This window comes from Mesorhizobium sp. M0678 (assembly GCF_040320505.1).
Taxonomy (GTDB): Bacteria; Pseudomonadota; Alphaproteobacteria; order Rhizobiales; family Rhizobiaceae; genus Mesorhizobium.
On record NZ_JAMYPT010000009.1, the window covers coordinates 26,402 to 53,327 of the forward strand.

The 26,926-nt window shown below is 62.6% G+C and carries 26 protein-coding genes; 14 read left to right on the plus strand and 12 right to left on the minus strand.

What is annotated here, in order from left to right:
- Positions 1-174 precede the first annotated feature (174 nt).
- From NKI29_RS17650 to NKI29_RS17660, 3 genes are read right to left on the minus strand one after another with little or no spacing between them, the layout of a single operon-like run.
- Positions 175-2,496 (minus strand): xanthine dehydrogenase family protein molybdopterin-binding subunit, encoded by a 2,322-nt coding sequence (locus NKI29_RS17650; RefSeq protein ID WP_352796802.1) that lies wholly within the window; start codon positions 2,494-2,496, stop codon positions 175-177.
- Complete coding sequence (locus NKI29_RS17655) at positions 2,493-3,476, minus strand: FAD binding domain-containing protein (protein WP_352796804.1); 984 nt, start codon at positions 3,474-3,476, stop codon at positions 2,493-2,495. Before NKI29_RS17655 ends, NKI29_RS17650 begins: the two co-directional genes overlap by 4 nt.
- Positions 3,473-3,958, minus strand: a complete 486-nt coding sequence (locus NKI29_RS17660) for a (2Fe-2S)-binding protein (protein WP_031211962.1) — start codon at positions 3,956-3,958, stop codon at positions 3,473-3,475. The genes NKI29_RS17655 and NKI29_RS17660 overlap by 4 nt, the downstream gene beginning before the upstream one ends.
- Before the next feature lie 721 nt (positions 3,959-4,679).
- Here NKI29_RS17660 and NKI29_RS17665 point away from each other — a divergent pair.
- The gene (locus tag NKI29_RS17665; RefSeq protein ID WP_023677324.1) at positions 4,680-5,312 is read left to right on the plus strand and encodes a TetR/AcrR family transcriptional regulator; all 633 of its coding nucleotides are present in this window, start codon (positions 4,680-4,682) and stop codon (positions 5,310-5,312) included.
- Positions 5,313-5,330: 18 nt separating this feature from the next.
- On the opposite strand, the gene NKI29_RS17670 is transcribed toward NKI29_RS17665, so the two are convergent.
- Positions 5,331-5,771, minus strand: a complete 441-nt coding sequence (locus NKI29_RS17670) for a lipid-binding SYLF domain-containing protein (RefSeq protein ID WP_352451439.1) — start codon at positions 5,769-5,771, stop codon at positions 5,331-5,333.
- Positions 5,772-6,036: 265 nt separating this feature from the next.
- Between NKI29_RS17670 and NKI29_RS17675 the strand changes: the two genes are divergently transcribed.
- Positions 6,037-6,978, plus strand: a complete 942-nt coding sequence (locus NKI29_RS17675) for a hypothetical protein (RefSeq protein WP_352569151.1) — start codon at positions 6,037-6,039, stop codon at positions 6,976-6,978.
- A 46-nt stretch (positions 6,979-7,024) separates the two neighbouring features.
- Here NKI29_RS17675 and NKI29_RS17680 read toward each other — a convergent pair whose 3' ends face one another.
- The 3 genes from NKI29_RS17680 to NKI29_RS17690 all read right to left on the minus strand — a co-directional run bounded on the left by NKI29_RS17680 (position 7,025) and on the right by NKI29_RS17690 (position 10,729).
- Positions 7,025-7,345 (minus strand): hypothetical protein, encoded by a 321-nt coding sequence (locus NKI29_RS17680; protein ID WP_352569150.1) that lies wholly within the window; start codon positions 7,343-7,345, stop codon positions 7,025-7,027.
- Between the two features lie 255 nt (positions 7,346-7,600).
- Positions 7,601-9,163, minus strand: a complete 1,563-nt coding sequence (locus NKI29_RS17685) for a serine hydrolase (RefSeq protein ID WP_352796806.1) — start codon at positions 9,161-9,163, stop codon at positions 7,601-7,603.
- 132 nt (positions 9,164-9,295) lie between these two features.
- Positions 9,296-10,729, minus strand: coding sequence for a coiled-coil domain-containing protein (locus NKI29_RS17690; protein WP_352724561.1), 1,434 nt, complete (start codon positions 10,727-10,729; stop codon positions 9,296-9,298).
- 443 nt (positions 10,730-11,172) lie between these two features.
- On the opposite strand from NKI29_RS17690, the gene NKI29_RS17695 reads away from it, so the two are divergent.
- The 6 genes from NKI29_RS17695 to NKI29_RS17720 all read left to right on the plus strand — a co-directional run bounded on the left by NKI29_RS17695 (position 11,173) and on the right by NKI29_RS17720 (position 16,931).
- Positions 11,173-11,913 (plus strand): ATP-binding cassette domain-containing protein, encoded by a 741-nt coding sequence (locus tag NKI29_RS17695; RefSeq protein WP_023677318.1) that lies wholly within the window; start codon positions 11,173-11,175, stop codon positions 11,911-11,913.
- A 55-nt stretch (positions 11,914-11,968) separates the two neighbouring features.
- The gene (locus tag NKI29_RS17700) at positions 11,969-13,030 is read left to right on the plus strand and encodes an ABC transporter permease (RefSeq protein ID WP_023677317.1); all 1,062 of its coding nucleotides are present in this window, start codon (positions 11,969-11,971) and stop codon (positions 13,028-13,030) included.
- A gap of 51 nt (positions 13,031-13,081) precedes the next feature.
- Positions 13,082-14,086: a sugar-binding protein gene (locus tag NKI29_RS17705; protein WP_023677316.1), complete on the plus strand. Its 1,005-nt coding sequence runs from the start codon at positions 13,082-13,084 to the stop codon at positions 14,084-14,086.
- A 47-nt stretch (positions 14,087-14,133) separates the two neighbouring features.
- Entirely contained in the window at positions 14,134-14,883 is a 750-nt protein-coding gene (locus tag NKI29_RS17710; protein ID WP_352451446.1) for a glucose 1-dehydrogenase, read from the plus strand.
- A 183-nt stretch (positions 14,884-15,066) separates the two neighbouring features.
- Positions 15,067-15,978 (plus strand): DUF930 domain-containing protein, encoded by a 912-nt coding sequence (locus NKI29_RS17715; RefSeq protein WP_352587114.1) that lies wholly within the window; start codon positions 15,067-15,069, stop codon positions 15,976-15,978.
- Between the two features lie 152 nt (positions 15,979-16,130).
- On the plus strand, positions 16,131-16,931 hold the full coding sequence (locus NKI29_RS17720) for a class I SAM-dependent methyltransferase (RefSeq protein ID WP_023677312.1): 801 nt from the start codon (positions 16,131-16,133) through the stop codon (positions 16,929-16,931).
- A gap of 64 nt (positions 16,932-16,995) precedes the next feature.
- On the opposite strand, the gene NKI29_RS17725 is transcribed toward NKI29_RS17720, so the two are convergent.
- The 4 genes from NKI29_RS17725 to NKI29_RS17740 all read right to left on the minus strand — a co-directional run bounded on the left by NKI29_RS17725 (position 16,996) and on the right by NKI29_RS17740 (position 19,373).
- Positions 16,996-17,571, minus strand: a complete 576-nt coding sequence (locus tag NKI29_RS17725; protein WP_352724559.1) for a dihydrofolate reductase family protein — start codon at positions 17,569-17,571, stop codon at positions 16,996-16,998.
- A 101-nt stretch (positions 17,572-17,672) separates the two neighbouring features.
- Positions 17,673-18,206 (minus strand): SRPBCC family protein, encoded by a 534-nt coding sequence (locus NKI29_RS17730; protein WP_352755600.1) that lies wholly within the window; start codon positions 18,204-18,206, stop codon positions 17,673-17,675.
- On the minus strand, positions 18,203-18,592 hold the full coding sequence (locus NKI29_RS17735) for an ArsR/SmtB family transcription factor (protein ID WP_352458214.1): 390 nt from the start codon (positions 18,590-18,592) through the stop codon (positions 18,203-18,205). The genes NKI29_RS17730 and NKI29_RS17735 overlap by 4 nt, the downstream gene beginning before the upstream one ends.
- 145 nt (positions 18,593-18,737) lie before the next feature.
- Positions 18,738-19,373: an ankyrin repeat domain-containing protein gene (locus tag NKI29_RS17740; RefSeq protein ID WP_352569141.1), complete on the minus strand. Its 636-nt coding sequence runs from the start codon at positions 19,371-19,373 to the stop codon at positions 18,738-18,740.
- 229 nt (positions 19,374-19,602) lie between these two features.
- On the opposite strand from NKI29_RS17740, the gene NKI29_RS17745 reads away from it, so the two are divergent.
- Positions 19,603-20,457: an aldo/keto reductase gene (locus NKI29_RS17745; protein ID WP_352724557.1), complete on the plus strand. Its 855-nt coding sequence runs from the start codon at positions 19,603-19,605 to the stop codon at positions 20,455-20,457.
- Between the two features lie 104 nt (positions 20,458-20,561).
- Here NKI29_RS17745 and NKI29_RS17750 read toward each other — a convergent pair whose 3' ends face one another.
- Positions 20,562-20,867 carry a hypothetical protein gene (locus NKI29_RS17750; protein WP_023677305.1) on the minus strand — a complete coding sequence of 102 codons (306 nt, stop codon included), beginning with the start codon at positions 20,865-20,867 and terminating at the stop codon, positions 20,562-20,564.
- A gap of 236 nt (positions 20,868-21,103) precedes the next feature.
- Between NKI29_RS17750 and NKI29_RS17755 the strand changes: the two genes are divergently transcribed.
- The 5 genes from NKI29_RS17755 to NKI29_RS17775 all read left to right on the plus strand — a co-directional run bounded on the left by NKI29_RS17755 (position 21,104) and on the right by NKI29_RS17775 (position 26,892).
- Positions 21,104-22,396 carry an Nramp family divalent metal transporter gene (locus NKI29_RS17755; RefSeq protein WP_352706331.1) on the plus strand — a complete coding sequence of 431 codons (1,293 nt, stop codon included), beginning with the start codon at positions 21,104-21,106 and terminating at the stop codon, positions 22,394-22,396.
- Positions 22,397-22,971: 575 nt separating this feature from the next.
- Positions 22,972-23,529: an FMN reductase gene (msuE, locus tag NKI29_RS17760; protein ID WP_352569138.1), complete on the plus strand. Its 558-nt coding sequence runs from the start codon at positions 22,972-22,974 to the stop codon at positions 23,527-23,529.
- A gap of 52 nt (positions 23,530-23,581) precedes the next feature.
- Complete coding sequence (locus tag NKI29_RS17765; RefSeq protein WP_352569137.1) at positions 23,582-24,946, plus strand: LLM class flavin-dependent oxidoreductase; 1,365 nt, start codon at positions 23,582-23,584, stop codon at positions 24,944-24,946.
- A 40-nt stretch (positions 24,947-24,986) separates the two neighbouring features.
- A complete protein-coding gene (locus NKI29_RS17770) occupies positions 24,987-25,835 on the plus strand; it encodes an ABC transporter permease (protein WP_352569136.1) in 849 nt (282 codons plus the stop codon).
- A 58-nt stretch (positions 25,836-25,893) separates the two neighbouring features.
- Positions 25,894-26,892, plus strand: a complete 999-nt coding sequence (locus NKI29_RS17775; protein ID WP_352569135.1) for an ABC transporter substrate-binding protein — start codon at positions 25,894-25,896, stop codon at positions 26,890-26,892.
- The last annotated feature ends 34 nt before the right edge of the window (positions 26,893-26,926 follow it).

The window sequence follows — 26,926 nt, forward strand, 5'->3', positions numbered from 1 at the left end:
GCCAAAGGGGAAGTTAAAGGCGCGCGGCAGCATTCCCTCCCCCTTGTGGGGAGGGTTAGGGTGGGGGTCCATCTTCGTAAGAATCCAAATGCGATTGCCCTGCCTCTGGCGGGGAGATCGGTCGTCACCTCGGCTTTCGCCAATCGCCAACGCGCCGACAGTCCCAACCTCCGCCTAAATCAGCTTCTCCAGCGTGATCGGCAGGTCCCGCACCCTTTTCCCGGTGGCGTGGAATACCGCGTTGGCGATCGCCGGCGCCACGCCGACAATGCCCAGCTCGCCGACCCCCTTGCCGCCAAGCGCCGAGGAATGCGGATCGGGAATACCGACCGAGATCACCTCGATGTCGGGAATGTCGGCATTGGTGGCGATGAGATAGTCGGCGAGATTGTTGTTGACGATGCGCCCATGCCGGCGGTCGACGATGCCCTCCTCGAGCAGCGCCTGGCCAATGCCCATGATGATGCCGCCCTTCCATTGGCTTTCGGCGAGCTTGGGATTGTAGAGCCGGCCCGAATCCAGCGCCGACACCACGCGGGAGACGCGAACCGTTCCAAAGTCCTCGTCGACACGCACTTCGATGAAATGCGCGCACCAGCTGTGGCGGGAACAGTCGCCCTCGGTGTGCGGCAGCGCCATGGCTATGGTGGTGTAGTTCTTGTAGCGGTCCTCGACCGTCGAATTGGCCGGCATGGTGTCGCCCTTCGCCTCGATATGCTCGCGCCCGACGCTTCTGAGCAGTTCGGCGATGGAAACTTCAGGGCCGTTGCCGCGCGGCGAGGCGATGCGGCCATTGGCGACGACGAGCGTGTTGGCCTGCAGCGCATGGAACGGCGAAGCCGGATCGCTGATGGCGAGCCCGATCAGTTGGTCGAGCGCGGCACTCGCCGCCTTGTGGACGGCGCCGGTCATCACCCCGGCCAGCCGCGAGCCGCCGGTGACGCCGGCACGGGCATAGCGGGAATCGCCAAGCTTGACGACGACGTTTTCCGCCGGCACGCCCACCACCTCGGCGGCGGTCTGCGCCAGGATCGTGTAGGTGCCCTGCCCCATGTCGATCGATGAGCTTTCGACCTCGACCGAGCCGTCGGCGAGAATGCGCACGACCGCCTCGCCATAGGCGCGCCGCACCGGATAGGTACCTGCCGCGACACCCCAGCCGATCAGCTGGTTGCCGTCGCGCATCGAACGCGGCCGGGGGTTCCGCTTCGACCAGCCAAAGGCTTCGGCGCCGGCCGCAAAGGCCTCACGCAGCTGCCGTGTCGACCACGGCTTCTTCGCATGCGGGTCCTGCTCGGCATAGTTCCTGAGCCGGATTTCCAGCGGATCGATACCGACCTCGTAGGCGAGCTCGTCGATGGCGCTTTCGATGCCGAAGGCGCTCGGGTTCTCGCCCGGCGCGCGCAATGCCCCCGGCACCACCGTGTTGACCCGCACGACGTTCTGCCGCGACGAGAAATTCGGCGTCGCGTACATGACCGAGGTGACCGAGCCGAGCGGCTCGACCCACATGCCGTCGACCGAGGTCTCGTTGACGCCGCGATGCACGATCGACTGGATCTGGCCCTCCGCGTTGGCGCCGAGCGCCACGGTCTGGCGCGTCGCCGCCCGTCCGCCATAGGCGGTGAAGGTCTGCGGCCTGGTGACCGCCAGCTTCACCGGCCGTCCCAGCATTTTCGCGGCGACTGCCGCTACAGCGCCGTAGCCATAGGCAAACGCCTTGGAGCCGAAGCCGCCGCCAATATAGGGCGAGACCAGTCGTACATTCTCGAACGGCACGCCGAACCATTCGGCATAGGTCCGCGCCATGCCGTCGAGCCATTGGCTCGGCTCCCAGACCGTCAGCTGGTCGCCCTGCCACTTTGCGATCAGGCCATGCGGCTCCATCGGCGCCTGGTATTCGCGCGGCGTGTTGTAGGCGTTGCAGATCCTGACCGGAGCCGAGGCGAACGCTGTCTCCGCCTCGCCCCATTCCTTGGTCATCGCATCGACCGGGATGCCGTCGCCGGCCTTTGGATCGCTGAGGTCGACGATCGCCGGCGCCTCGTCATAGGCGATCTTGACCAGCGTCGCGGCGGCGACCGCCTGCTCGAAACTCTCTGCCACCACCGCCGCGACATGCTGGCCGCTGAAGGTGATGTCGCGCGCCAGCGGGCAATAGGCGACGTCCGGCGGCGGCGTGCCCAGCCAGTCCGTTGCGGTTCTCAGCGGCAGGATGTTGTCGGGCGTCAGCACCAGCAGCACGCCGGGCGACGCCTTGGCCGCGGTCGTGTCGATCGAACGCACCCGGCCGGCGGCAATGGTGCTCTCGACCAGCACCGCATGGGTAAGCCCCTCGAGCTGCTGCTCGACGGCGTATTTGGCGGCACCGGTGATCTTGGCCGGGCCGTCGACGCGCGACAGCCGGCCGCCGACCTGATCGGCGAGGACGGCACCGTCCGAAGCGTCGCCGCGTTTGGCATCGCCGGGTCTTGTTCTCAACTCGTGAACGGTCATGCCGTTTCTCCCATTTTGAGGATGGCGCGGGCGACGACGCGTGGCGCCAGTTCGATCTTGTAGTGGTTGGCGCCATGGTCGACGGCGCCCTCGACGGCGAGCAGGCTGGCTTGCCTGACGACCTCCGGCTCGAGCACTTTGCCTTTCAGCGCCTCTTCGACGGCAAGGGCGCGCCATGGCTTGGTGGCAACGCCGCCAAGCGCGACGCGCAGATCGCGAATTGTCCTTCCGTCGGCCTCGAATTCAATGCCGACCGCAGCACTTGCCGCGGCGAATTCATAGGACTGGCGGTCGCGGACCTTGAGATAGGTCGAGCCGCGGGCGGCGGCCGAAACGGGAATGCTGATCGCGGTGATCATCTCGCCGGGCTCGATCGCATGTTCCCTTTCGGGCGTGCTGCCAGGCAACAGGAAAAAATCATCGACGGCGACCTGACGGTCGCCGAGATGGACGATCGCGTCGAAGGCGACGAGTGCAACCGCCAGGTCGCCGGGATAGGTGGCGATACAGGCCTCGCTGGTGCCGAGCACGGCATGGCCGCGGGTGACGCCGCCGATCGCCGAGCAGCCGCTGCCGGGCGAGCGCTTGTTGCAAGCGGGGAAATTCGCCGGATCGCGGAAATAGGGGCAGCGCGTACGCTGCATCAGATTGCCGCCGATCGTCGCCATGTTGCGCAGCTGAGCCGACGCCGCCTGCCACAATGCTTCCGAGACTGCGGGGAACCGACTCTTGATATCGGCATTGTCGGCGACGCGGCTCATCCTGGCCAGCGCGCCGATCGTGGCGCCCCGGTCATCAACGGCAATCGTGTCCAGTCCCTTGAGATGGGTGATGTCGACCACGGTCTCGGGTTCGGCAACGCCGCATTTCGCGAGATCGACAAGCGTCGTGCCGCCGGCCAGAAGCATGGCGCCGGGAAGTGCTGCTGCCTCACGGGCTGCATCGACGGAGCCGGCGCGGAGATACGAAAAGTCCCTCATGACGCGGCCTCCACGGCCGCCTGGCGCACGGCGGCGACGATATGCGGATAGGCGCCGCAGCGGCAGAGATTGCCGGCCATGTATTCGCGGATCTCCTCATCCGAGCCGGCATGGCCTTCGCGAATGCAGGCGACCGCCGACATGATCTGGCCCGGCGTGCAATAGCCGCACTGGAAGGCATCCTGTTCGAGGAAGGCGGCCTGCACCGCATGCAGCGTGCCATCCTCCCCGGCAAGCCCTTCGATGGTGGTGATGTCCCTGCTTTCAGCCTGAGTGGCAAGCGTCAGGCAGGCCAGCACGCGTTGGCCGTCGATATGAACGGTGCAGGCGCCGCACTGGCCCTGGTCGCAGCCCTTCTTGGTGCCGGTCAGGCCGAGATGGTCGCGCAAGGCGTCGAGCAGGGTAACGCGCGGTTCGACCTCCAGCTCATGTCGATGTCCGTTGATTCGAAGTTGGATTGGAGTTCGGGTTTTGCTTGTCATGGGGCGTCTGGCTCCAGTTGCTTGACGCGGGAGGGGATAATCTGGTGCCCGGCCAGCGAGCGGCAAGATCAGCTTATGGCTAGGTGAGCTAATCTCCCCCCTTGCGGGGGAGATGCCCGGCAGGGCAGAGGGGGGTCGGTTCGACTTGGCGCGAGCTCCGGGAAGGCTGCGGCTTGCGAGGTCGAAAGACGTGACATACCCGATCCCGTGATTACATGAGAAAGGCGCTCCACAATCGGAGGCGCCTCCGCTTATTACCTAAGGGCCTGCTCCGCCCTGTTCAAGCCCAGGATCGAAAATGATCAAAATTGGAGGAAATTGGCAGGGCAGCCGGCCGTCATGCCTGGAGACAAAAAAGCACCACCGGCCCAAGCCGGTGGTGCTCTCTGAACTGTCTGTAGGGGCAGGACAGTCCAATGATCCTGAGGGGATCGTGCTCAACGTGGGCTCATTTTTGCCCCACGGCATCGGCCGAACAGATGACGAGTGCCGGCCGCGAGGAAATATCCTCCGTCGTCATCCACCGGACGTCATCCACCGGCCGTGCACCGGAGGCGGGCAAGATGCCTCCGCCTGCCGGAACGCCGGCCCAGACTCGATCCTGTGATTATATTTACTTGCGATTATATTTGTCGGAGACGTAACGAAGGTGGAAGCGTCTGCGTTCTTGAGACGGGGCCTGCCTGTCCGGTTATGCTTCGGATCAACACTGGAGAAAAAATTGGCCGCGGAGCCGCCCGTCATTTCTGGAGACAAAACCGAAGCCGCCGTTGCAAAACCGCTGCGCGCCGACGCGCAGCGCAACCGCGATGCGCTGGTCGAGGTCGCGGCAAAAGCCTTTGCCGCGCAAGGTGTCGATGCCTCGCTGGAGGAGATTGCGCGCCAGGCCGGCGTCGGCATCGGCACGCTCTACCGGCATTTCCCAACCCGCGAGCACCTGGTCGAGGTGGTTTATCGGCGCGAAGTGGAAGGACTGTGCCAGGCGGCCGACGAACTCGCCCGCGATCATGCGCCCGACATGGCGCTCGAACAATGGATGCAGCGCTTCGTCGACTACATCGCCACCAAGCGCGGGCTGTCGACAAGCCTGCGCATCCTGCTCACGACCAACTCAACCCTGTTCTCCGACGTTTCCGGCAGGGTGACGCTCGCCTTGCGGCGGCTGATCGATGCCGCGGTCGCCGACGGCTCGATCCGCGGCGATGTCGATGCCTCCGACGTGCTGCATGCGCTGGGCGGCATCTATTCGGCCCCGGACACCAAGGACTGGCGCGACCGCTCGCGCCGATTGGTGTCGCTGCTGATGGATGGGCTGCGGTTTGGAGCGGCCAAATCCGGCCCATCCAAGGAATAACGAATGCAGTGACTGTCCTTATTTCAGCGAGATGCTCATACCGCTGAGATCGGCATTGACTTGCAGGCCTACCTGCCTGCCCGTGAGTTCGAGTTGGGCACCCTTGTCATTGGTCATGACGATCACCTGGGCTCCTTTGCCGAGCGCGCCGCCACCGCCCGCTGCACCGTACACCCCCGTCACATCCCGGGCGCGGCGTATGTGGCGCACGGTACCTTTGAAATAGGTCTTGGAGGCGCCGAAGGCGAGGCCGCCCGAGATGCCGCCGACCGAGATGGGATATCGGCGACCATGGAAGGTCAGTGTGCCCTCGCCTCCGGAGCCGCCGATGAAAAAGGCCGCCTTGTAGACGGCGAAGCGGATCGTACCGCTGTCGGCATGCGCGACGCTGGCAAAGCTAACTGCCGCCGCAGCGATGACGGCAACTGCGACTGAACGAAATCTGGACGAAATCTTCATGATGAGAACTCCTCAAGATCGCCGCATGCCCAGCCGGCCGGGCACGTCGGCGTCGTATCAAAGTCATAGCTGAACAGTCTCGCCCGTCATTGGTTCCAAGCACGCGGCCTGAATCCGGCTGCGAGAAGACCGCCACGAAACGAGGCGGATGGCGAGCATAGTCCTGGCTGTAAGAACAGTGGCCGAATGGTGGGGATGATCGTAGGTGTTGAGGCGGAATGGTATTAGTCTGCGCTGTCTGGGGTTTCGGGAGCGCGGCAAAGGAATGGACTTCAACTCACGACATGGCTACCTGCTGATCGGTGGCCTGATCCTGGTCGGTGCCGGGCTCCTGGTCGTTTCGCTGATCGTCAATCTTCGCGTGGCGCACAGTGTGCGTGACGACGTACGCCATCGTGAAAAGCTGCTGGAATATTATCGCAATATCTTTTCGCAGCTGGGCGTGATCCTGATCGGGATTGGCGTGTCCCTGTTCATCTTCTTTTTTCAGCAGAATTATCAGGACCAGCGCAAACGCGAAACGGAGCTCCAGCAGGTTCTCGCCAAACTGGCGGCGCGTGTTGCCCGCGGCAGCGCTGTCGTGGAGGCCCTCGGCGAATTCGACGCGCTGCTGGATGATGGCGGCGCCTATGTCAGTCCGGAACACGGCGGAAACAATGCCGCCGTCAGCGCCCACGGAACGGCGCTCGCCAAGCAGGTTTCGCAGATCCTTCTGGTCGAGCGCGACGTCGATGTTCAGGGGTTCGATATTCTCAATCTGTCACGCGATTTCGAAGCATCGTTCGTCGTCAACGAGCTCAACCCAATGCTATGGTTCAACATCGTCCGGGACGAGAGCGACATCAAATATGCCACTACCCAGATCGCCCTGGATTACAAGGACCTGCAGGATGCGATCGGCGGCGAGCCGATCGAGGTTGCGATCGCCAATCCCGAAAAGGAGCGGAAGATCAAGCGGGAGGTGCTCGACGTCTTTTATGATGCCGATCTGCTGCGCCAGCGCAGCAGGCGGTTTCTCGGCCGCGCGTGCTGGCTTTTCAGCAACGGGCGCGGCTTCGTCAAGCTTGCACCGGCCAATGAAATCGAAGCCGATGCCAGATCGCACCAGGAATGGCTCGACCGGTCGAAACCCTTCCTGACGAAGGCGACATCGGGCAGCGGCGATTGCTTCAAATTGCTTCAGTACGGCCCGGCGTCTTTGAGTTGAGAACGAGCCAAACACTCAACGACCAGGTTCGACCCATTGCGGACGATCAGTCAGGCGCCACAAACGCGTATGACTTCATCAGATCAAGTGTTGTCTCGGCGCGTACAGAAAGGTTGTCTGGCACCTCGATCCGAACGAGTAAAATGTCTGTTCCTTGATCAATTCCGAACAAAGCGGCAATCGGTCGGGGACCATCGAAATGGCACGATGCCCATCGCTGTGGAGATGCATCTGTATCGGTTTCTTTGAGCTCGTCTTCGAGAATCCTACGCAATCCGACATCAAGGGCCTCGCCAGCCATGTGACCGAGTTCATCGATCAGCGGGTTCCAATTAACTAGCCAGACCCAATTCTGCACCCAGGCCACCTGCTGGTCTCCAATTTGGGACGAAAGCCGACTGGTCTCGTTAGTCGGTCTTTGCATGATTTGTCGAATCCGCTATCGGCGATTCCTACCATAATAAGCTTGACTGCTTTTTGACCATCTCGGCTGTTGGCGGCAGCCAGCTGATTGAATTTTGACCTAAAGCGGTTCAGCTTTTGATAGTCGCTGACCCGCTCCAAATATCTGTTTTTACGCAATTATGGACGGAAAGCCGCTCCGCACTTTCCTGGAATTGCTCTAATCTCCCACGCGCCGCAGCGTGCCGAGATGATTGTCGTCGAGAAATTCGACGGTCATGGCCGACGCCTTGCCGTCGGGGCCGACCGCAAAGCTGACGGCCGAGGGCCTGTCCGGCATCTCGGCATCAGGGAAGGTCACGAAGAGCTCGCGGTCGAAATGCTTCAGGGAATAGGACCGCGCACCGGCAGGCCCGACCTTGAGGACAAGAGTGTCTCCTTCGCCCGATACAATAGCTTCGCCGAAGAAGTCGTTGAAGTAACGGCCTGCATAGGCCCTGGCCGGCTCGACGGGACTTGCTGGAGAGGGCGGCGCGGCATAGGTGGCCTTGGCCGCCGCAATCACCGGGCCGAACATGCTCGCATAGATATTATTCCATGCCTTTACCTTATCCTTCCCCAGCGTTCCGTCGAAAACGAGATCGGCGAAGCTGTCGGACAGCCCCTCCGGCACGCCTGTCGGAAAGGCGTTGGCGACGACGACGATGCCAAGCTTCTCCTCGGGGAAGAGCATCACCAGGCTGCGTGCGCCGGCGCTGAAGGCGCCCGCGTGACCCCAGATCGGCCCGTGCCGGCCGAATTCGATATTCCAGCCGAGGCCGTAGAAGGCCTCGCCTCCGGAGACGGGATTCTTGCCGCGAGCCGTCAAGGGAATATGTGTCTGGTCCAGCGCATCGGCGGCAATGAGTCTCTTGCCGGCATAGACCCCGTTGCCGAGCACAAGGCGCATCCATTGCGAGAGGTCGCGTGCGGTGGAACTGACGCCGCCTGCTGGCGCCTGCGCATCCGGATAGCGCTGGACTTTCGCGGTCCAGGCGCCATCGATTTTGGCGTGAAGCTCGGCGCGGTTGGCGTGCTTGATGAAGTCCGAATGACGGGAGCTGGTCGAGGCCATTCCAAGCGGACGGTAGAGCTTCTCTTCGGCGACCTCTTCCCATGATTTGCCCGTCGGCTTCGCGGCCGCGACGGCACCCTCGGTCAGTCCGAAATTGCTGTAGGAATAGCCGGCACGAAAGCTCGATGACGGCAACACGAACCGCAGCCGGCGCAGGATCTCCGCGCGGTCATAGCCGATGTCCTCGAGGTCGTCGCCGGCGGTGCCGGGAAGCCCGCTGCGGTGCGCAAACAGGTCGCGGACCGTGAGTTCGCTGGTCGGATAGGGCTGGGCGAGCCGGAAAGCCGGATCGAGGTCGGCGATCTTGGAATCCCACGAAGCGATCCCGTCGCTGACCAGCGCCGCCACGACGGTGGCGGAGACCGGCTTGGAGAGCGAGGCAATCTGGAAGACTGTGTCAGCGTCGACGATCTCCGGTTTTCCGGCTTCGCGATGCCCGAATCCCTTGAGGAAGATCACCTCGTCGCCGTGCACGACGCCGATGGCCAGACCGGGCACGCTACCATCCGCGACGACGCCTTCGGCAAGCAATTCGAGCTTCGCAAGGGCCGCGGCGATCCTGTCGGGTGGAATGGTATCGGCCGACGCCGCCTTCGGCAAAAGCACCATGATTGCGATGAAGGCCAACATCCTCCACCGGAGGTGATTCCGGTTTGCGAACAGCCGCATGCTCAGCCCCTCCGCTTCACCGGCGTGCACTATCGCAGGCCGACGCAGGGAAGGCCAGCCTCACGCTCGACCCGCCATCCATTGACGGATGTCCGCTTCACACCAGTCGAAATTCAGACAGCCGCGCCTGAGCTAGGATGCGGCACGCATGCGGAGGCGCCGTCTGCTGGCGCGGGCCTTCTCCGCCACCGCGGCGGTGATCTCGACCACGCCGTCTTCACGCGGTCTGGCGTTGGTGACCTTGTGGAGCCGCTCGTAGGGCAACAGTTCCTTGACCCGGGCTTGAAGCGACGCGACTTCGGCTCGCAGATCCTCGCATTCCTGCCTCTGGACGTCGAACTGTATCTGTTCGGAAGCCTGCTGCAGGGAAAGCTGCGAAAAATTCGCGCTGACCGCGGAAAGGGTCATCTTGTCGTTTTCGCTCTCCTTCGTGAGAGCGGACAATTTTTGCTCGACAATTTGCTTTTCGGCCACCGCGTCGCTCGCTTGGGCCTTGAGCCTGGCGATCTCGCTGGCGGCTTCGCTGTTCTGGTTGGAGGCGGCCTCCAGCCGCGATCGAAGGTCCTCGATTTCAGAACGCAAGCCGGTCATCTCCGCGACACCGCGTGCAAGTTCGGCTTCCCTGTCACCGTCCCTGATGCGGGCCGCTTCCGTCATTTCCGACAGCTTCGTCTGCGCCATATCGAGCGATTTCTGCAGCCGCATTTCCTCTTTCTCGCTCTTGCCAAGCGCGGCCAGCAGTTCCGAAACCTGCGCGGCGTCATTGGCATGGATAGTCGAGAGTTCGTCCAGCCTGTGCCGCGCCTCGGCCTCCCGTTTCAGCGCCTTGTCGAGATCGATCGACAGACTGACATGCTTCTCCCGCAGCATCTCGTTCTCGCGCGAGCGTCTGTTGGCCTCGACCGCTCTGGCCGAGAGCGTTTTGACAAGCTCGCCGAACTCGGCTTCGCGTTTTGCGCTCGCATTGCCTGCCACGACGAGTTCCAGCCTTGCTGCAGCCAGCGCGCCGCGAAGTGCTTCCTTGTCCTCGACCAGGCTCGCCTCGTGCTGCTGCAGGGCCTCGATAGCGCTGTCGCGCTCGCGCTGCTTTCTGGTCGCTTCGTGGAGCTGTTCGGACAGCACTCTTTGCTGCGCGGTCAGGCCGGTATTTGCCAGCTCCAATTCGTTGGCGCGAAGAATGTCGCCGTGGAGCAGTTTCAGGAATTCGCCCGTCAGATGATGCGAGGTCGCGATCTCCGACAGTTTCGCATTGATCTCCCCCAGATACTCCTGCGCGTCGTGAAAGAGCCCATCGACCGCACTTAAGGCAGCCAGCCGGGTTTGCGTATGGGGGGACAGCCGTCGTGCGGTCTCGAAGGCGTCCGCATTGGCCTCGAGCTGCGAGCTGTCATCCGTTGCCGCGAGATTCTCATCCGACACAGTCTCATCCGGCACAGTGACGTCGTTCAACGGCGAATGATCGTCCACGTTGAGACATTCGCTAAACGCATCCGCCAAATCGGTTTCGAGCTCCTTGAACGCTCTCTCCACAGTCTCGGCACGCTTGATCAAACCTTTGAAATTCATGACCGAATATCCCTCTCGTGCAGCGCCGTTAAGGAGCGGACTTTCAACACTTGACCCTCGCCTCCCCCGAATGCGGGTTCATCTCCTGACGTGCGCTCTGGCCGACGCACGCTAGGGACAGGCTTGGCCACTGTCCTCGTGTGTTTGAATGACATGTTCTGCCGCGCTCCATACCCGAGGCGTTGGCACCGCTCGCAAAATGCCCACTCATTTCACCCGAAACGGATATGAAGCGGCGCAAGCCTGAGGATCGCCTGGTGACTGTTGTAAGGATCGGCCGAGCGCCTCGGTGCTCTGCAGCAGCTACAAGTCACACTCGGACGAGGCGCGTTACGGCCGGGAGGCCTGACCTAATAAATGATTGTGTTGAATACGTTTCGCTGATTAGCTGCTGTGCATTGACCAGGGACAAGACCGATAAATGTTGTCCCGGGAGGACCGCGATGCCGGTGCTTGAGGTTCGCCACGTCTCCAAGAATTTCGGGGCTATCCAGGCCCTGACTGACGTCAGCTTCCAGGTGGAGCGAGGCGAAGTCGTTGGTCTGATGGGGGATAACGGGGCCGGCAAGTCGACGATAGTCAAGGCTGTGGCCGGGAATTTTCCTCCGAGCGACGGCGAAATTGTAGTCGAGGGCGAGGTGTGCCACTTCCACCAGCCCGTGCAGGCCCGCGCCAAGGGGATCGAAGTTGTTTATCAGGACCTGGCGCTCGCCGATAATCTGACGGCCGCGCAGAACGTCTTTCTGGGGCGCGAGATCAAGAAAGGCTTCTGGCCGATCAGGATTCTTGACAAGCAGGCGATGATCGATCGCTCGGCAGCGCTGTTCAAGGAACTCAAATCGGAAACCCGGCCGCGCGACCTCGTCAGGAAGATGTCGGGTGGGCAGCGCCAGGCGGTCGCCATCGCGCGGACCCGGCTTTCAAATGCTAAGCTGGTGCTGATGGACGAACCAACGGCCGCCATCTCCGTGCGCCAGGTGGCGGAAGTACTCGAACTGATCCGACGCCTCAAAGCACAAGGAGTCGGCGTCATGCTGATCAGTCACCGAATGCCTGACGTGTTCGCCGTGGCAGATCGCATTATCGTCCTCAGGCGGGGCTCGAAAGTTGCCGACAAGCCAGCTGACAAAACATCGCCCGAGGAAATCACTGGACTGATAACGGGGGCCATCCGTGGCGAATAGTGTTCAGGAGTCAGTTGGCGTTCAGGGCTCAGTCGAAGAACATGGCCGGCCGGCCATGTCGGATTTCGTCCCGACCAAGGAAAAAACAGTTCTCCAACGTGTGATTTCAAGTCAGCCCTTCTGGGTGACGATCGCGCTCATCGCGCTCGTCATGTTGATGACTGCGATGGAGCCGAGCTTCGGCACCTCTGAAAACGTCGCCAATGTGACGCGCAATTTCGCACCTTTCGGCATCATGGCCCTCGGCATGACGATCGTCATCATCACCGGCGGTATCGATCTGTCGGTCGGCTCCGTCATGGGTCTCGTGGTCATCGTCGCCGGCCTGTTCCTCACCTGGCATTATCCCTGGTACGTCGCCTTCGCCATGGGCCTTTTCTCCGGTCTGGCCTGTGGCGCGGTCAACGGATTCTTTGTCGCCTATGTCGGGATGCCGTCCTTTGTGGTCACCCTCGGTATGCTGTCCGTCGCGCGCTCGCTGGCGGTCGTATTCTCGGCCAACCAGATGCTCTACCAGTTCGGGCCCGATGCTCCGATCGTGAAGGCAATCGGTCAGTGGAAATGGCCGCGGCATGGTCCGAACGACTGGGCACCGCATTGGATACCAGAACTGTCGTCACAATTCTGGACCATGGTGATCTTGGCCCTGATTGTCGGCTTCGTATTCAACTTCACAGCCTGGGCCCGGCATCTCTTCGCCATCGGCGGCAATGAGGAGGCGGCACGGCTCACCGGCGTTCCGGTCAACTGGATTAAATTCCAGGCCTATGTCTTCTCGGCTTTCACCGCCGCGCTCGCCTCGCTCCTGCTCCTCGGCTATAACGGCTCGGCCATCAATGCCATGGGCCAAGGCTACGAGCTGCGCGTTATCGCCGCGACAGTCATTGGCGGCGCCAGCCTCATGGGCGGCGCCGGCACGGCCTTCGGTGCGATCATCGGTTCGGCCTTCCTCGAGGTGATCAGGAATGCGCTGCTGATGGCCGGCATCGATTCAAACTGGCAGGGTGCCTTCGTCGGCGCCTTCATCGTTCTTGCGGTTCTTTTGGGCATGCAAACCGGCGGCAAATCGATTCTCGCCGCGTCGCTGGCAGTCTTGATGCCCAAAAAACGCCGCTAGAAACCCGCCGGCGGGAGGCTTGCGGGATCACACCCAGGAGGAGAACGTCACATGAAAAAACATCTGCTGACGGCCGCCGTGGCGCTTGGCGCAATGGTGCTCGCCGTTTCCGGCGCCCAGGCGAAATACACCTTCGCCCTGGTGCCGAAGAACATGAACAATCCTTTCTTCGACCAGGCACGCGACGGCTGCAAGAAGGCCGAAGCCGAATCCAATGGCGCCGTGGAGTGCATGTATATTGGCCCCGGCGAGCATGGCGGCGGCGACGAGCAGGTACAGATCGTACAGGATCTCGTGGCCAAGAAGGTGGACGGCATCGCCGTGTCGCCATCGAACGCCGCGGCGATGGCGGTTGCGCTGCAGGCCGCCAAGGAAGCCGGCATCCCGGTCCTCACCTGGGATTCCGACCTCCTGCCCGAAAACAAGGATCTGCGCGTCGCCTATATCGGCACGCACAATTATGAGATCGGCGAGAACCTCGCCAAGCTTGTCATGCAGATCAAGCCCAAAGGCGGCACGATCTGCATCCAGTCCGGCGGCGCCGCGGCGGCCAACCACAACGAGCGCATGCAGGGCATTCGCGATACACTTTCGGGCACCAAATCGGCGGCCTCGCCCGGGGATCGGCTGACGGGCCAGAACGGCTGGACCGAAATCGAAGGCTGTCCGCTCTACACCAACGATGATTTCCCGCTTTCGGTGCAACAGTTCGAGGATATCATGGCGAAAAACCCGAACCTCGACGCATTCGTCCCAACCGGTGGCTTCCCGCAGTTCATTCCCGATGCCAACCGCGCCGCGGTCGCACCGTACAAGGACAAGATCGCCTCGAAAGCCCTGGCCCTTGTCGTTGCCGACACGCTTCCGGTACAGATCGACCAGATGAAGGAAGGTTTCTCCCTTGGCCAGGTCGGCCAGCGGCCGTTCGAGATGGGCTACAAGACGATGATGGCGCTGAAGGAAATGAAGGAGGGCAAGGCTCCGCCGGCCGACCCGACCTACACGGGCCTCGATGTCTGCACTCCGGAGACAGCCGACACTTGCGTCGCCAAATAGTGCTTTTGGGCGGGAGGAAACTCCCGCCCTTTTCATAGGGGATCTCAATGCCGGAATTGTTCTCGCTCAAGGGCCGTGTCGCATTGGTCACGGGTGCCTCGCGTGGTCTTGGTTTTGCCATGGCCAAGGCACTTGCGGAAAACGGCGCGACGGTGATCGTCAATGCGCGCGACATGGCCGCCCTTTCCGCGGCCGCCGAAAGGATCGGTGCAGAAGCCCTGCCGTTCGATGTCACCGACGCGGCGATCTCAAGGGCGTCGCTCGAAGGAATCGTCGAACGCCACGGCCGCCTCGATATTCTGGTCAACAACGCCGGCATCCAGCATCGGAAACCGCTGGTCGAATGGCAGGACGAGGATTTCAACCATGTGGTTGCCGTCAATCTGTCGGCTTGCTTCCGCATGATGCGCGACGCGGTGCGCCTGATGCTGCCAAACAAGTTCGGGCGCATAATAAACACCGGATCGGTCGCAGCGATCCTTGGCCGTCCCACCATTCACGCCTATGTGGCGGCAAAGGCGGGCCTGCACGGGCTGACACGCTCCACTGCCGCTGAGCTGGGCCGTCACGGCATCACCGTCAACGCGATCGCCCCCGGCTATTTCGCCACCGAGCTCAACACCGCACTTATGCGCGACGAGGCCTTCACCAAATGGGTCGAGGCACGAACCCCCGCGGGCCGCTGGGCCCAGCCTGAGGAGCTCGGCGGAGCCGTGGTGTTTCTCGCCTCCGACGCTGCCGCTTACGTCAACGGGCACGTGCTGGCGGTTGACGGCGGGCTATCGGTTTCCCTGTGATTTCAACCGGCGACACCGTGCCGGCAGGGCGTGCCTGCTAGCCGCCTGAAATGACGACTTGCTGCATGCGCTGCTGGCCCGGTCCCCTGCACGGACGCCGACGCCACACGATTGGATGGCGCGCCGTATTGCAGCCGCCGACTTTCGATTCGCAACGGGTTATTTCGACGTCCGGCGGCATCGATGCTTGATGCCGCCAATATTTCATTCCACACACCGGTCACAATGAGAGACGACATAAGGGATCAGCGCCGGGTATTCGGGTGGGCCTTGCCTGCCTCCGCGGTCGTGCATTTGCTCGCCGCCGCGCTTCTTTTGTCCGCACTGCCGCTGTCGCCCCCGCAGCCGCAGAAGGAGCAGCCCATCGCAGTGGATATTGTGCCGCCCCCTAAACCGCCGGAAAAAACCAAACCTCCGTCCCCCGCTGAACCGCCCAAGCCGGAAAAGCAGCCGGAAGCCAAGGTCGAGACGCCGACGAGCCGTGAGGTCGCCGCGCAGAGAGCTGTCTTCGAATTCGGTGAGAAGGACGCCGGTCCTCGCAAGTCTCTGGACGGCAACAGTGCGGAGGATGGTTCGGAACAACCGCCAGCGCCGCAAGATCCCAATAAACAGGACCTTGCACAGGCGCCGGACGTGACCGCGGTCGGCGGCAAAGTCTCGGCTCCGCCGCCTGGCGTATCCGCGCCGCCTAAGCCCAAGCCAGCGAACGTCGCCAAGGAGCAAAAACCCTTGAAGCTTCAGCAAGCCAAGACGTTGTTCTCGGAAGCAGCAACCGGTGATCCGATAGCGACAAGCGCAATGGGTAATATACCCCGCCCCGTGCGGATCGGTCAGCTCTGCCTCACGGAATTGCGCGAACAGTTGCGCCGCGCCTCGCCCCCCTATTTTCCCGACCTCTTGCGTTCATTCAGGCTGAAGGAAGGCACTATCATGCAAGTTCCCAGGACCGCCTTCCGTGCCAACGGGCAGTGGTACGATTTGAGCTATCGTTGCGAGGTCGATCCGGACGCGACGAAAGTCATTTCCTTCGCCTTCCGTGTCGGAGATCCGGTGCCGCGCAGCGAATGGAAGCGCCGCGGGTTGCCCGCCGAATAGGTGGTCGAGGCCACGGAGGCTGGCTGGCCGGCGCCATCAAATCCGGCCGGCGATGTCTTCGCGCGCTCCGGGCTGCCGAACCAACACGCGCCAAAAGTGGCTTTCGTCAGCGGCTGCCGAAGTCTAGCATACGGCTTTGGGAGGAGGCTTCGATGACTTCAAGTTTCAACGTTCACCATGCTGCCGGCTATGAGCAGCTCATGGGCCGCTGGAGCCAAAAGCTCGCGCCGCTGTTCATCGGCTTCGCGGGCCTCAAGGACGGCGAAAAGATCCTCGACGTCGGATGCGGCACCGGCAGTCTGACCTTCGCGCTCGTCAAGGCCGCTGACCTCGGTGAGGTCGCGGCGATCGACTTTTCGGCCGTTTTCGTCGAGGAGGCAATCCGGCGCAACACCGATCCGCGGATAAAAATCCGTCAGGCGGATGCCTGCGCCCTGCCCTTTGAGGATGGCGCGTTCGACCGTGCCCTAGCCCTGCTCGTGCTCCATTTCGTGCCGGAAGCCGGCAAGGCAGTCGCCGAGATGCGCCGCGTCGTGCGGCCGGGCGGCGTCGTCGCGGCGACGGTATGGGACCATCTCGGCGGCATGCCGGGGATGCGCATGATGATCGACACGGTGGCGGTGCTCAGTGAAGGCGGACGCCAGCTGCGTGCCCGCTATTGCACGCAGCCGATGATGCAGCCGGGTGAAATGAAACGGACCTTTGTCGAACAGGGTCTCCGCGACGTTACGGAAACCCAGTTGATGATCCGCATGGACTACCAAAATTTCGATGATTACTGGGCGCCGATTGCCGCCGGCGAAGGGCCGCTCGGTAAGTATGTGGCCACGCTCGACCCGGAAGAGCGGGCGCGCACCGACGCCGCCATGCGCGACGCCTATGAGGCCGGCCGGCCCGACGGCCCGAGGTCCTTTGCCAATGTCGCCTGGGCCTGCCGCGGCGTCGTTGCCTGACCTTGGCGCTAATGCATGCCGCGCAAAAAGCGCGTCGCATGAGGCCGATCGAACGCGACGCGCTTTAGCCGATCCCGTAGACCAGCCCGACGCGGCCGTCCGAAAGCTGTTCGACCTTGCGCAGTTCGAGCCCACGACGATTTCTCGCCGTCCCAAACAGCGCCTTTCCTTCACCGGCGAGCAGCGGATAGACGATCAGCCTGAGCTCATCGACCAGCCCGGCATCGATAAGGCTCGCGGTAATTCGGGCGCCGCCCATAAGGTAGATGTCCTTGCCGGGCTGCTGTTTCAGTGCAGCGATATCCTCGAAATTCCGCACGAAGCGCGTCTTTGGCCAGGCCGCCGAAGTCATTGTGTTCGACAGCACATAATGCGGCGTCTGCGCGGCGAAGCGGGCCCATTCGAGCTCGGCCGGCTTAGGTAACTTGCCGGTCATCGGCAGCGGCTTGTCGGGCTCGTTCTGGATGGCGCTCCAGTAGCGCTCGTAGCCGGCATACATGACGCTGCCAAGCAGGCAAGCGTCGATTTGCGGCGTCAGGCCGTATTCGTCCGACCACGCGTCGACCCAATCGGCATAACCCTCGGGCCCCTCCATCTTGCCGTCGACGGAAATTTTCATTCCAGCGATCAATTTGCGCATGACTTCCTCCATCAGGCTTGCGGGATGCAAGCACGTTTCATCGTTTCAGCGTTGCTTCGTGTTGCTGGCGGCGACCTCAGGGATGGCCGCCGCGAGTTACATCAGGCCGGCAGGCGGCGGTCGTATTCTTCCCGCAGGCGGCTCCAGCCGTCCCAGAACGAGGTCGGCGTCTTGCCCGCCAGGCGGGCGGCCAGCAGGTCGAGGTGTATGTGCCAGCCGGCCGTGATGTTGAGCTGGATTGCACGTTCCGGCAGGCGGCGATGAACGACGGTGAGCAGCACATCGTTACCCTTCGCCTCCAGCAAGAAGGAGACGCCGCCGGTGTTTCCCCAGGTGATGGAAAGCTTGCGCGGCGGATCGAGTTCGGTGATCCGGCCCTCCATCCGATGCTCTTCGGGAAAGCCCGCGGGGCGCTGCCCAGGCGGGTCCGTCAGCTCGTCGTTACGCCAGACCAATTCGAACGAGCTGCCGGCCTTCATTTCCATCTGGCCCGCGGCCATCCATTGCCGGCGCAAGTCACTCTCGGTGAGATAGGCCCAGACGCGTTCGATGGGTCCGGGCAAGAGGCGCTGGATGGTGAACGTGGCGGCCTCGCTCAGCGCGCCATAGGCGTCGATGCTTCTCATCTGGTTCATTGCTCGTCTCCTTCTTTCGGGTTGGGCGATTTCCTGGACTCATCCTGGGCTTTGCGTGCGTCCTCTTCGCGAAGAAGGCGTTCGAGAACATCGAGACGACCGGTCCAGAAGCGCTCGTAGAAGCTGAGCCACTGATGGGCGCTGGCCAGCGGTCCAGGGGCTAGTCGGCACAGATGCGTGCGGCCCCTCACCTCTCGACGAATAAGCCCTGCGTTCTCCAGCGCCTTGATGTGCTTGGAGGCCGCCGCGAGCGACATCGCGAAGGGTTCCGCCAGCTGGCTTACCGTTTTCTCGCCATCAGCGAGATCGCGAAGCATGTGCCGCCGGGTGGCGTCGCCAAGGGCGTGAAAAACCGCATCCATCTTGGGTGTCTCTAATTCAACCATGTAGTTGAATATAGACGCACGCTTTGAGATAGTAAACCGTTTGGTTGAATAATTTATGTGAAGCGCCGCGGGGCCGTTTGCGCCATCGAGCGTGTCGACGTGACGGGAGATACGGACGCGCCCCGCGACAGTAAGGGCGAGGCCCTTATTTGCCGTTGAAGAAACTGTGGATCGCGGCTTCCAGCTTTTCGATAAGCTGAGGGTTGTGGCAGCTGCCAGCCCAGATCAGGGCGTTTAGCCTCATCTCTTTGTTGATAAAGCTCACTTTCCCAGAATCCAGCAGGTATTCCGCGATCTCGTAGTGCCGCCCCTTGATAGCCTCGATGAGCGCGTTGTTTCTCCCCGTCTTGTCGGTCAGATTTACTTCCGCGCCATTCTCCACGAGCAACTTGACGACTTCGAGATGCCCGTTCTTCGCCGCCTCGATAAGAGCCGTTCTGCCGTAGTAGTCAGCTCGCGCGTTGATCTCTATTTGGGGGTGTCTCACGAGGACTGAGATACACGCGTAATGTCCCTTGGCCGACGCAAGGCTCAAGGGCGTGCTCTTCCACTTGTTTCTGGAATTCACGTCGATTTCCGGGTCTTCGATCAGCGCCTCCACCACAGCTGTGCGGTCATTGAGGGCTGAAAGGTGAAGTGCAGACCAGCCGCCGTCGTCCGACTGATTGATGTCGGCGCCAGCCGCCAACTCCGATCGAACCGCCTCCGCATCGCCTTGTTCTGCCGCGACCAGCAGGGGCGACCAGTCTCTTGCCCCTTCGGCTTCCAAGCTGTTGGTCAACGCAGTCGCCTCCTCGGATAGCTCACAGAATACCACAGAATCCGCGATAGTGGGGTCGTCCTGCATAGAGTTCCCTGGAGCTCGTGGGTCACAGAGAGCTGTCGGCCCGAAGCGGAGGATCAGCGCTTCACGTCCGTCTCCTCACATTCTCCTGATATCGACTGGCTTTGGCGGCCATTCAGACTAGATAGAGCCTGCGCCGGGCGGAACGATGCAGAAGGACCTGAACATGCCTGAACAGATTACCCTGAATAGACCTGAACAAATCAGATTGAACGACGGCTCCGCCATTCCGCAAATCGGCCTCGGCGTGTGGCAGGTCGATCCAGCCATCACCGCCAAGGTGGTGCGCTGGGGAATCGAGGCCGGCTACAGGCTGATCGACACCGCCGAAGGCTATCAGAACGAGGAAGGTGTCGGGCAGGCGATCCGCTCGGCCGGCGTCCCGAGAAGCGAGTTGTTCATCACCTCGAAACTGCGCAACGGCGCGCATCAGCGCGACGCCGCCTTGCGCGCCTTCGACGAAACGATGAGCAAGCTCGGCATCGAACAGATCGACCTGTTCCTGATCCATTGGCCGGTGCCCAGCCAGGACAGATATGTCGAGGCCTGGAAGACGCTGATCGAACTCAGGCAATCAGGCCGAATCAAGTCGATCGGCGTTTCGAACTTCAACCAGGACCACCTCGAAGGGATCATCGGCGAGACCGGCGTCACGCCGACCGTCAACCAGATCGAGCTCCACCCCCGCTTCCAGCAGCGTGACAAACGTGAATTCCACGACAGGCACAACATCCGCATCGAGAGCTGGAGCCCGCTGGGCAGCGGCCGGCTGTTGAGCGATCCGACGCTTGAAAGCATCGCCAGGAAACACGGCAAGTCGGTGGCGCAGACGATCGTCAGGTGGCACCTTCAGGAAGGGCTGATCGTCATTCCAAAGTCGATCCACCAGGACCGCATCGCCGCCAATTTCGATGTCTTCGATTTCGAGCTGGAAGCGAAGGACCTCGAGCTTATCCGGGGCATGGATTCGCCCGACGGCCGCACCGGCCCGAACCCCGCTACAGCTGCATTCCTGTTCTGAGGGCCGACAGTGAAGCTGCCTATCTCCCCCCTTGTGGGGGAGATGTCCGGCAGGACAGAGGGAGGCGCTGTCCAGCCAGCGATCAAAACTACCTTCCCGCTAGCTCATATCCCGGAGCCATCCACCAGCGGCACATCTTCGCCCTCCCAGGGGCTCGGCATCGATCCCTTGCTGAGATTGGCCGACGGCAGCGGCATCCAGCATTTCAGTTCGGGTTCGGCATATTCGACGATGCGTCCTGGAGACGAGTCGGAGGCGCGCCAGCCTTCGCTGCCGAACTGATCGGCGCGGGCCCAGTAAGCCATGTCGACCTCGGCCGGACCCTGTTCGGACGGCCGAACCGTGACAAGGATTCTGCTGCCGTCCCTTGGCGCGCTCGACATGTGGCGCCACTGACCGGGCTCGTCCATTGCATTTCCTCCTGCGATCTTCGCCTCGAACGGATAGTCGCTTCGCGTTCGGAAGCGGTCAACCCGAACTTTTTTGCCTGAGACAAAACCCCTGTCCGGTCGTCGCGGAACAAGTCATGGCACGCCGGGTTTGGGCAAGTTGTGGAAGGAAGCAAAATGAGACCAGCGCCGCGACCGATCCTTACCATTATTGCATGGCAGGCCGCGTCTTTCGTTCGCAACCCGGTCCGGTCGCAATGAGGCAGGCCGGTTCCGATCATTCCATCCCACCGAAGGAGGGCAAAGGCGGCATAGGACGAGCGCTCGGCCTCGGCCTGATAACAGGGGCGGCCGACGACGATTGTTCCGCGATAGGCACCTATGCCAGTGCCGGCGCCCGTTTCGGACCCGACCTGCTCTGGACGGCTCCGGTGACGTTGCCGATGATGTACGCGGTCGTCTATCTGTCGTCGAAGCTCGGCCAGGTGTCGGGGCGCGGATTGTTCCACGTCATCAAGGACTTCTACCCGCGGTGGCTGCTCTGGTCGGTGCTGTTGGGTGTGCTCGTCGGCAACACCATCGAGGCAGCGGCCGATCTTGGTGGAATGGCGGCGGCGATCAACATATTCGTGCCGCTTCCCATTCCGCTGATCGTGCTGTTCGTCGCCGCCCTCATCTTCGCCCTCCAGGTTTTCGGCTCCTACACTTTGATCCGCAACATCTTTCGCTGGCTGGCGCTGGCGCTGCTCGCCTATGTCGGTGCCGCCATTCTGGCCAAGCCGGACGCCGCGGCGGTGCTGCGCGGGACGCTGCTTCCGAGGATCGAATTCAATCGCGAGTTCCTGTCGATCCTGGTCGCTATCATCGGCACGACGCTGTCCGCCTATCTCTACACGTGGCAGTCCAATGAGGAGGTCGAGGAGGAGATTGCCCAAGGGCGAACGACGCTCAGGCAAAGGAAGGGCGCCACCGCCGGCGAACTCCGCCGCTCGCGCCGGGACATCCTCATCGGCATGATGTTTTCAAATCTCATCATGTATTTCATCATCCTGTCGACGGGTGCTACGCTCTACAAGGCGGGCCACCACGATATCGACACGGCCGCGCAAGCCGCGGAGGCGCTGCGCCCACTCGCCGGCCAGGCCGCAAGCGTTCTGTTCGCCGCAGGCGTGATCGGCGTCGGTTTCCTAGCGGTTCCTATCATGACCACCGGCGCTGCCTATGATGTGGCACAAGCCATCGGCTGGAAAAACAGCCTGCACGCCCGGGCTCAAGAGGCGCCCAAATTTTATCTCGCCATCGGATTTTTTACGGCGATCGCCGCCGGCCTCAACTTCCTCGGCTTCAATCCGATGAAGGCGCTGGTCTGGTCCGGCATCGTTCAGGGTTTCTCGACGCCGCCCTTGCTGCTGCTCATCATGCTGATGACGAACAGCCGCAGGATCATGGGGGAGCAGGTGAACAGCCGCAGCACCAACATACTCGGTTGGGCAACGACCGCCGCTATCTTCTCGGCGACGATCGGCCTGGTGGCCACCTGGTTCATGTAAATCCGGCAGGACAAGGGACGCCGCTAGTTGGATTACCCGTTCCCGCTTGCGGATTGCCCCAGCTTTGCCGGCCTTGGAAACTCCACAACATCTCCCACCGGCCGCTTGTATTGCGCTGCGACAATTGCATCGATCAGGAGATCCAGAGCCGCACGAGCCGTGCGGCTCGTCTCGTCCTCGCCGCTCAAATAGTGGCAGGCTCGTTCAAGGTGCAGGTGTGCGGCGGCAAAGTCGCTTGTCATAGGCATCTCCCTGTTGCCCGCCCGCCGGCAAGATGACCGCCTCGATTTAGCTAAAAGCAAATATCCACAGCCGGATTTGAATCAAATTGGCCTGACTCACCGTAGCCCGAGGGACAAGGTGCTGGCAGGCCTTTGCATCGCTGGTCGATGCACTGCGCCGGCGCGGTACGCCGCGTTGAATGAACCAATAACGGGCGGTGTTCCGCAAACTCAGTTCGCTCACCGCGCTGCTTTTGAAATTTTCTCGCTCTTTTAATTCTACAAACTCTCTAGACTTAAAATAGATCGCTAGAACCAAGATCTTAAAATAGAGCGCTTGAGAGGGAGCCAGGAATGTCGAAAAAGCTCGTAGTGGGGCTGTCGGGCAATTTGACCCGGCCATCGAAGACCAAGGCGTTCGTCAGCCACATTGTCGGGCAGGCCGCCGAAAGCATCGGCGCGGCCTCGGCCGTCTTCGACATCGAGGATCTCGGCGCGTCTCTGCCGCAGGCAAGGCGCCTCGGCGACCTCGACCCGGCGGCGCGCAACATCGTCGAACGGCTGCTGGGCGCCGACATCCTGGTGGCCGGCTCGCCGACTTTCAAAGGCAGCTATACCGGGCTTTTCAAGCACTTCTTCGACCTGCTCGATCCGTCATCGCTGAGGGGCAAGCCCGTCATTCTCGCCGCGACCGGCGGCGGCGAGCGCCATTCGCTGATCGTCGAGCACCAGTTGCGGCCGCTGTTCGGCTTCTTCGAGGCGCTGACCGTACCGACCGCGATCTACGCCTCCGACAAGGACTTTGCCAATGGTGTTCTGGTGTCGGAACCGATCCACGCCCGCGCCCGGCAGGCGGTCGCCGAGGCATGCCGTGTAACCGGAGTGCCCTACGGCGTCGGCCTTGCCGCCTGAACGCACCACTGACCCGAGATCCCCTTTCCGATCCGTCCAGGAGCACGCCGCGATGACCAGATCCACCAAATCCAGGCAAATCAAACTGGGCGCTTTCCTGCCCGGCGGCGGACAACATATCGCCGCCTGGCGCCACCCCGAGGCGCCGGCCGACGGCGCCACCAATTTCGAGTTCCACAAGCAGCTCGCCCTGACCGCCGAGCGCGGCCTGTTCGATGCCTATTTCCTCGCCGACAATCTGACGGTCGGGCTCGGCGCCCGCGAAGGCGGCAATGCCAAGATCGCCGGCTTCGAGCCAGTGACGCTGTTTGCAGCGCTGGCGCCGCTCACCACGCATCTCGGCTTCATCGCTACCGCCTCGACCACCTACGAGGAGCCCTACACGCTCGCCCGCAAATTCGCCTCGCTCGATCATCTGTCGAATGGCCGCGCCGGCTGGAACGTCGTCACCTCGGCCGGCGACGAAACCGCGCGCAACTTCAATCGCGAGACGCAGCCTGCCCACGCCGAGCGCTATGCCCGCGCGCATGAGCACGTCGAGACGGTCAAGGCGCTGTGGGACAGCTGGGAGGACGATGCCTTCATCCGCGACAAGAAATCGGGGCGCTTCTACGACAAGGACAAGCTCCACGACATCGACCACAAGGGCGCGCATTTCAGCGTGAAAGGGCCGCTCAACGTGCCGCGCCCGGTGCAGGGGCATCCGGTCGTGGTGCAGGCGGGGCAATCGGAAGACGGTCGCAAGCTCGCCGCCCACTCGGCGGAAGTCATCTTCACCGCCCATCAGAACCTGGCGTCGGCGCAGGAATTCTATCGCGATATCAAGGCGCGCGTGACGGCCGTCGGCCGCGATCGCGAGCAGGTGCTGATCATGCCGGGCGTGGCACCCTTCGTCGGCCGCACCGAAGAAGAAGCGCGCGCCAAGTACCAGCAGCTGAACGATCTCATCCTGCCCGAAGACGGCGTCGCCCTGCTCAACGGGCTGGCCGGCCAGACGCTCGACATCACCGGCTATCCGCTCGATGGACCGCTGCCGCCGAGCAAGGAGACCGAAGGCATGAAGAGCCGCCAAGCGCTGATCCGCCAGATTGCCGACGAGCACAACTTCACCATCCGACAGCTCTACCAATGGGTGGCAACGGCCCGCGGCCATTATACCGTCATCGGCAGCGCCACGCAGGTCGCCGATCGGCTGGAGGAATGGTTCGGCGACGAAGCCGCCGACGGCTTCAACATCCTGCCGCCCTGGCTGCCCGGCGGGCTCGACGACTTCGTCGAGCTGGTGATCCCCGAACTGCAGCGCCGAGGCCTGTTCCGCACCGCCTATGAAGGCAGGACCCTGCGCGAGAACCTCGGCCTCAGGCGGCCGGAAAACCCCTGGACCGCCGCCCGCTCGGCGGTGCTGGCCGCCGAATAATCCCGAGAAGCCCACTACCCTCGAAGCGAGAGGCAAGACGATGACCTTGCAGCACATCGAACAGGCCGCCAGCCTCGGCACGCGTGACAGCACGACGAGCCTCGGCACCGACTTCCTGCGCCTCGGTGGCCGGGCGGGCATCCGCTTCCTGTCACGCTACGGCGTCCTCATCGCTTTCCTCGCAATCTGGCAAGTGTCGAGCAGCGCCGGCTGGGTCAACGCGGCCGTGCTGCCGCCGATCGACATGATTGTCGCAGCACTTTGGAAGGGGCTGGCCGGCGGCACTCTGCTCGGCGACATCGCCATCAGCCTGCAGCGCGCCGGTCTCGCTTTCGCGGCCGCCGTGCTGGTCGCCATCCCGCTTGGCCTGTTCATGGGCCAGGTGCGCGCCGTCGAGACCGCTCTCGATCCCATCCTGCAGGTCTTCCGCCAGACCTCGGCGCTGGCGCTCTATCCGGTGTTCATCCTGCTGCTTGGGCTCGGCGAAGCCTCCAAGGTGTTCGTCATCTTCTGGGCGACGCTGTTCCCGCTGCTGCTCAACACCATCGGCGGCGTCAAGCAGGTCGATCCGAAACTGCTGGAGATGGCCCGCGTCTATGGCGCCAGGCAGCTCACCGTCTTCCGCCGCGTCGTGCTGCCCGGCGCTGTGCCCTCGATCTTCGTCGGACTGAGGCTCAGCGCCACCACGGCGCTACTGCTGTTGATCGCCTCCGAAATGATCGGCGCCAACAAGGGCATCGGCTTTCAGGTGATGAACGCGCAGTACAACTTCCAGATCCCGCTGATGTTTGCGGCAATCGTCATCCTCGCCGGTCTCGGCCTGATCGCCAACCAGGCGCTGGTCAGCCTGCAGCGCCGGCTCTGCCGCTGGAGCAATGCCGTCGACTGACCACCCGCCCTTACCAATCTCAACCAGGCCAGAACTCAAATCAGGAAAGACCCGGACCATGAAAATCACCCGCCGTTCCCTGCTTGCCGGCGCGCCCTTCGCCGCCGGCCTTCTCACCGCCGGCCTGCCGCGCTTCGCCTTTGCCGAAGCGGCACCAGTGAAGTTCCGCTCCCTCGCCAGCCGTGGCAGCATCTCTCCGCATGAGTTGGCCGGCGAGCTCGGCTATTTCAAAGGCCTCGGTATCGAGGTCGAGAATGTCGGCTATTCCGGCGGCGGCCCGGAATCATTGTTTGCGCTGGCCTCCGGCAGCGTCGATATCGGCTCGGCTGCAACCGCAGCCGTGATCAATTCGATCTCCGGCGGCAACGACTTCGTCGCCGTCTATCCGAGCAACGGCATCAACAGCAAGGTGCGCAGCGTCTTCTACGTGCTCGACGACAGCCCGATCAAATCGATCGCCGACATTGCCGGCAAGACCATCGCCGTCAACACGCTCGGCGCCCATCTCGACTACACCGTGCGCGAGGCGCTGCACAGCGTCGGCCTGTCGCCGGACGCCGCCAATCTCGTCGTCGTGCCCGGACCGCAGCTCGAGCAGACCTTGCGCTCCCGCCAGGTCGACATCGCGGCGCTGGGCTACTGGCAGGCGACGTTTGCCGGCGCCCTCGTCGACAATGGCGGTGTGCGTGGCGTGTTCAACGACACCGACGTGCTGGGCGAGCTGGCCGGCGGCTTCGTCGTGCTCAGGCGCGACTTCATCGCCGCGCATCCCGATGCCGCCCGCAATTTCGTCGAGCAATCGGCGCGCGCCTCTGACTGGTCGCTGCAGAACCCCGACGAAGCGCGCAAGGTGCTGGCAAACATCCTCGACAAGCGCGGCGAAAACGGCGAGCTGGCGCGCTACTGGACCGGCTTCGGGCTGCGCCAAGGGGCCAAGGCGACGGATCGCGACATCGACTTCTGGGTCAGCGTGCTCGAGCGCGACGGCCGCCTGCCAAAGGGTAAGCTGAAGGCAGCGGACATCCTCTACCGGCCCGGCGAAACCAAGACCAACTGACAAAGCCAACCGGCAAGACAATCAGGTGGGAGGC

Coding starts and splice junctions, on each gene's coding strand:
- NKI29_RS17765 (WP_352569137.1), top strand. CDS start 23,582: ATGACCAGATCCACCAAATCCAGGCAAATCAAACTGGGCGCTTTCCTG.
- NKI29_RS17670 (WP_352451439.1), bottom strand. CDS start 5,771: ATGAAGATTTCGTCCAGATTTCGTTCAGTCGCAGTTGCCGTCATCGCT.
- NKI29_RS17695 (WP_023677318.1), top strand. CDS start 11,173: ATGCCGGTGCTTGAGGTTCGCCACGTCTCCAAGAATTTCGGGGCTATC.
- NKI29_RS17660 (WP_031211962.1), bottom strand. CDS start 3,958: ATGACAAGCAAAACCCGAACTCCAATCCAACTTCGAATCAACGGACAT.
- NKI29_RS17745 (WP_352724557.1), top strand. CDS start 19,603: ATGCCTGAACAGATTACCCTGAATAGACCTGAACAAATCAGATTGAAC.
- NKI29_RS17730 (WP_352755600.1), bottom strand. CDS start 18,206: ATGAACCAGATGAGAAGCATCGACGCCTATGGCGCGCTGAGCGAGGCC.
- NKI29_RS17775 (WP_352569135.1), top strand. CDS start 25,894: ATGAAAATCACCCGCCGTTCCCTGCTTGCCGGCGCGCCCTTCGCCGCC.
- NKI29_RS17655 (WP_352796804.1), bottom strand. CDS start 3,476: ATGAGGGACTTTTCGTATCTCCGCGCCGGCTCCGTCGATGCAGCCCGT.
- NKI29_RS17720 (WP_023677312.1), top strand. CDS start 16,131: ATGACTTCAAGTTTCAACGTTCACCATGCTGCCGGCTATGAGCAGCTC.
- NKI29_RS17700 (WP_023677317.1), top strand. CDS start 11,969: ATGTCGGATTTCGTCCCGACCAAGGAAAAAACAGTTCTCCAACGTGTG.
- NKI29_RS17675 (WP_352569151.1), top strand. CDS start 6,037: ATGGACTTCAACTCACGACATGGCTACCTGCTGATCGGTGGCCTGATC.
- NKI29_RS17755 (WP_352706331.1), top strand. CDS start 21,104: ATGAGGCAGGCCGGTTCCGATCATTCCATCCCACCGAAGGAGGGCAAA.
- NKI29_RS17685 (WP_352796806.1), bottom strand. CDS start 9,163: ATGCGGCTGTTCGCAAACCGGAATCACCTCCGGTGGAGGATGTTGGCC.
- NKI29_RS17735 (WP_352458214.1), bottom strand. CDS start 18,592: ATGGTTGAATTAGAGACACCCAAGATGGATGCGGTTTTTCACGCCCTT.
- NKI29_RS17770 (WP_352569136.1), top strand. CDS start 24,987: ATGACCTTGCAGCACATCGAACAGGCCGCCAGCCTCGGCACGCGTGAC.
- NKI29_RS17705 (WP_023677316.1), top strand. CDS start 13,082: ATGAAAAAACATCTGCTGACGGCCGCCGTGGCGCTTGGCGCAATGGTG.
- NKI29_RS17725 (WP_352724559.1), bottom strand. CDS start 17,571: ATGCGCAAATTGATCGCTGGAATGAAAATTTCCGTCGACGGCAAGATG.
- NKI29_RS17710 (WP_352451446.1), top strand. CDS start 14,134: ATGCCGGAATTGTTCTCGCTCAAGGGCCGTGTCGCATTGGTCACGGGT.
- NKI29_RS17715 (WP_352587114.1), top strand. CDS start 15,067: ATGCTTGATGCCGCCAATATTTCATTCCACACACCGGTCACAATGAGA.
- NKI29_RS17690 (WP_352724561.1), bottom strand. CDS start 10,729: ATGAATTTCAAAGGTTTGATCAAGCGTGCCGAGACTGTGGAGAGAGCG.
- msuE (WP_352569138.1), top strand. CDS start 22,972: ATGTCGAAAAAGCTCGTAGTGGGGCTGTCGGGCAATTTGACCCGGCCA.
- NKI29_RS17750 (WP_023677305.1), bottom strand. CDS start 20,867: ATGGACGAGCCCGGTCAGTGGCGCCACATGTCGAGCGCGCCAAGGGAC.
- NKI29_RS17650 (WP_352796802.1), bottom strand. CDS start 2,496: ATGACCGTTCACGAGTTGAGAACAAGACCCGGCGATGCCAAACGCGGC.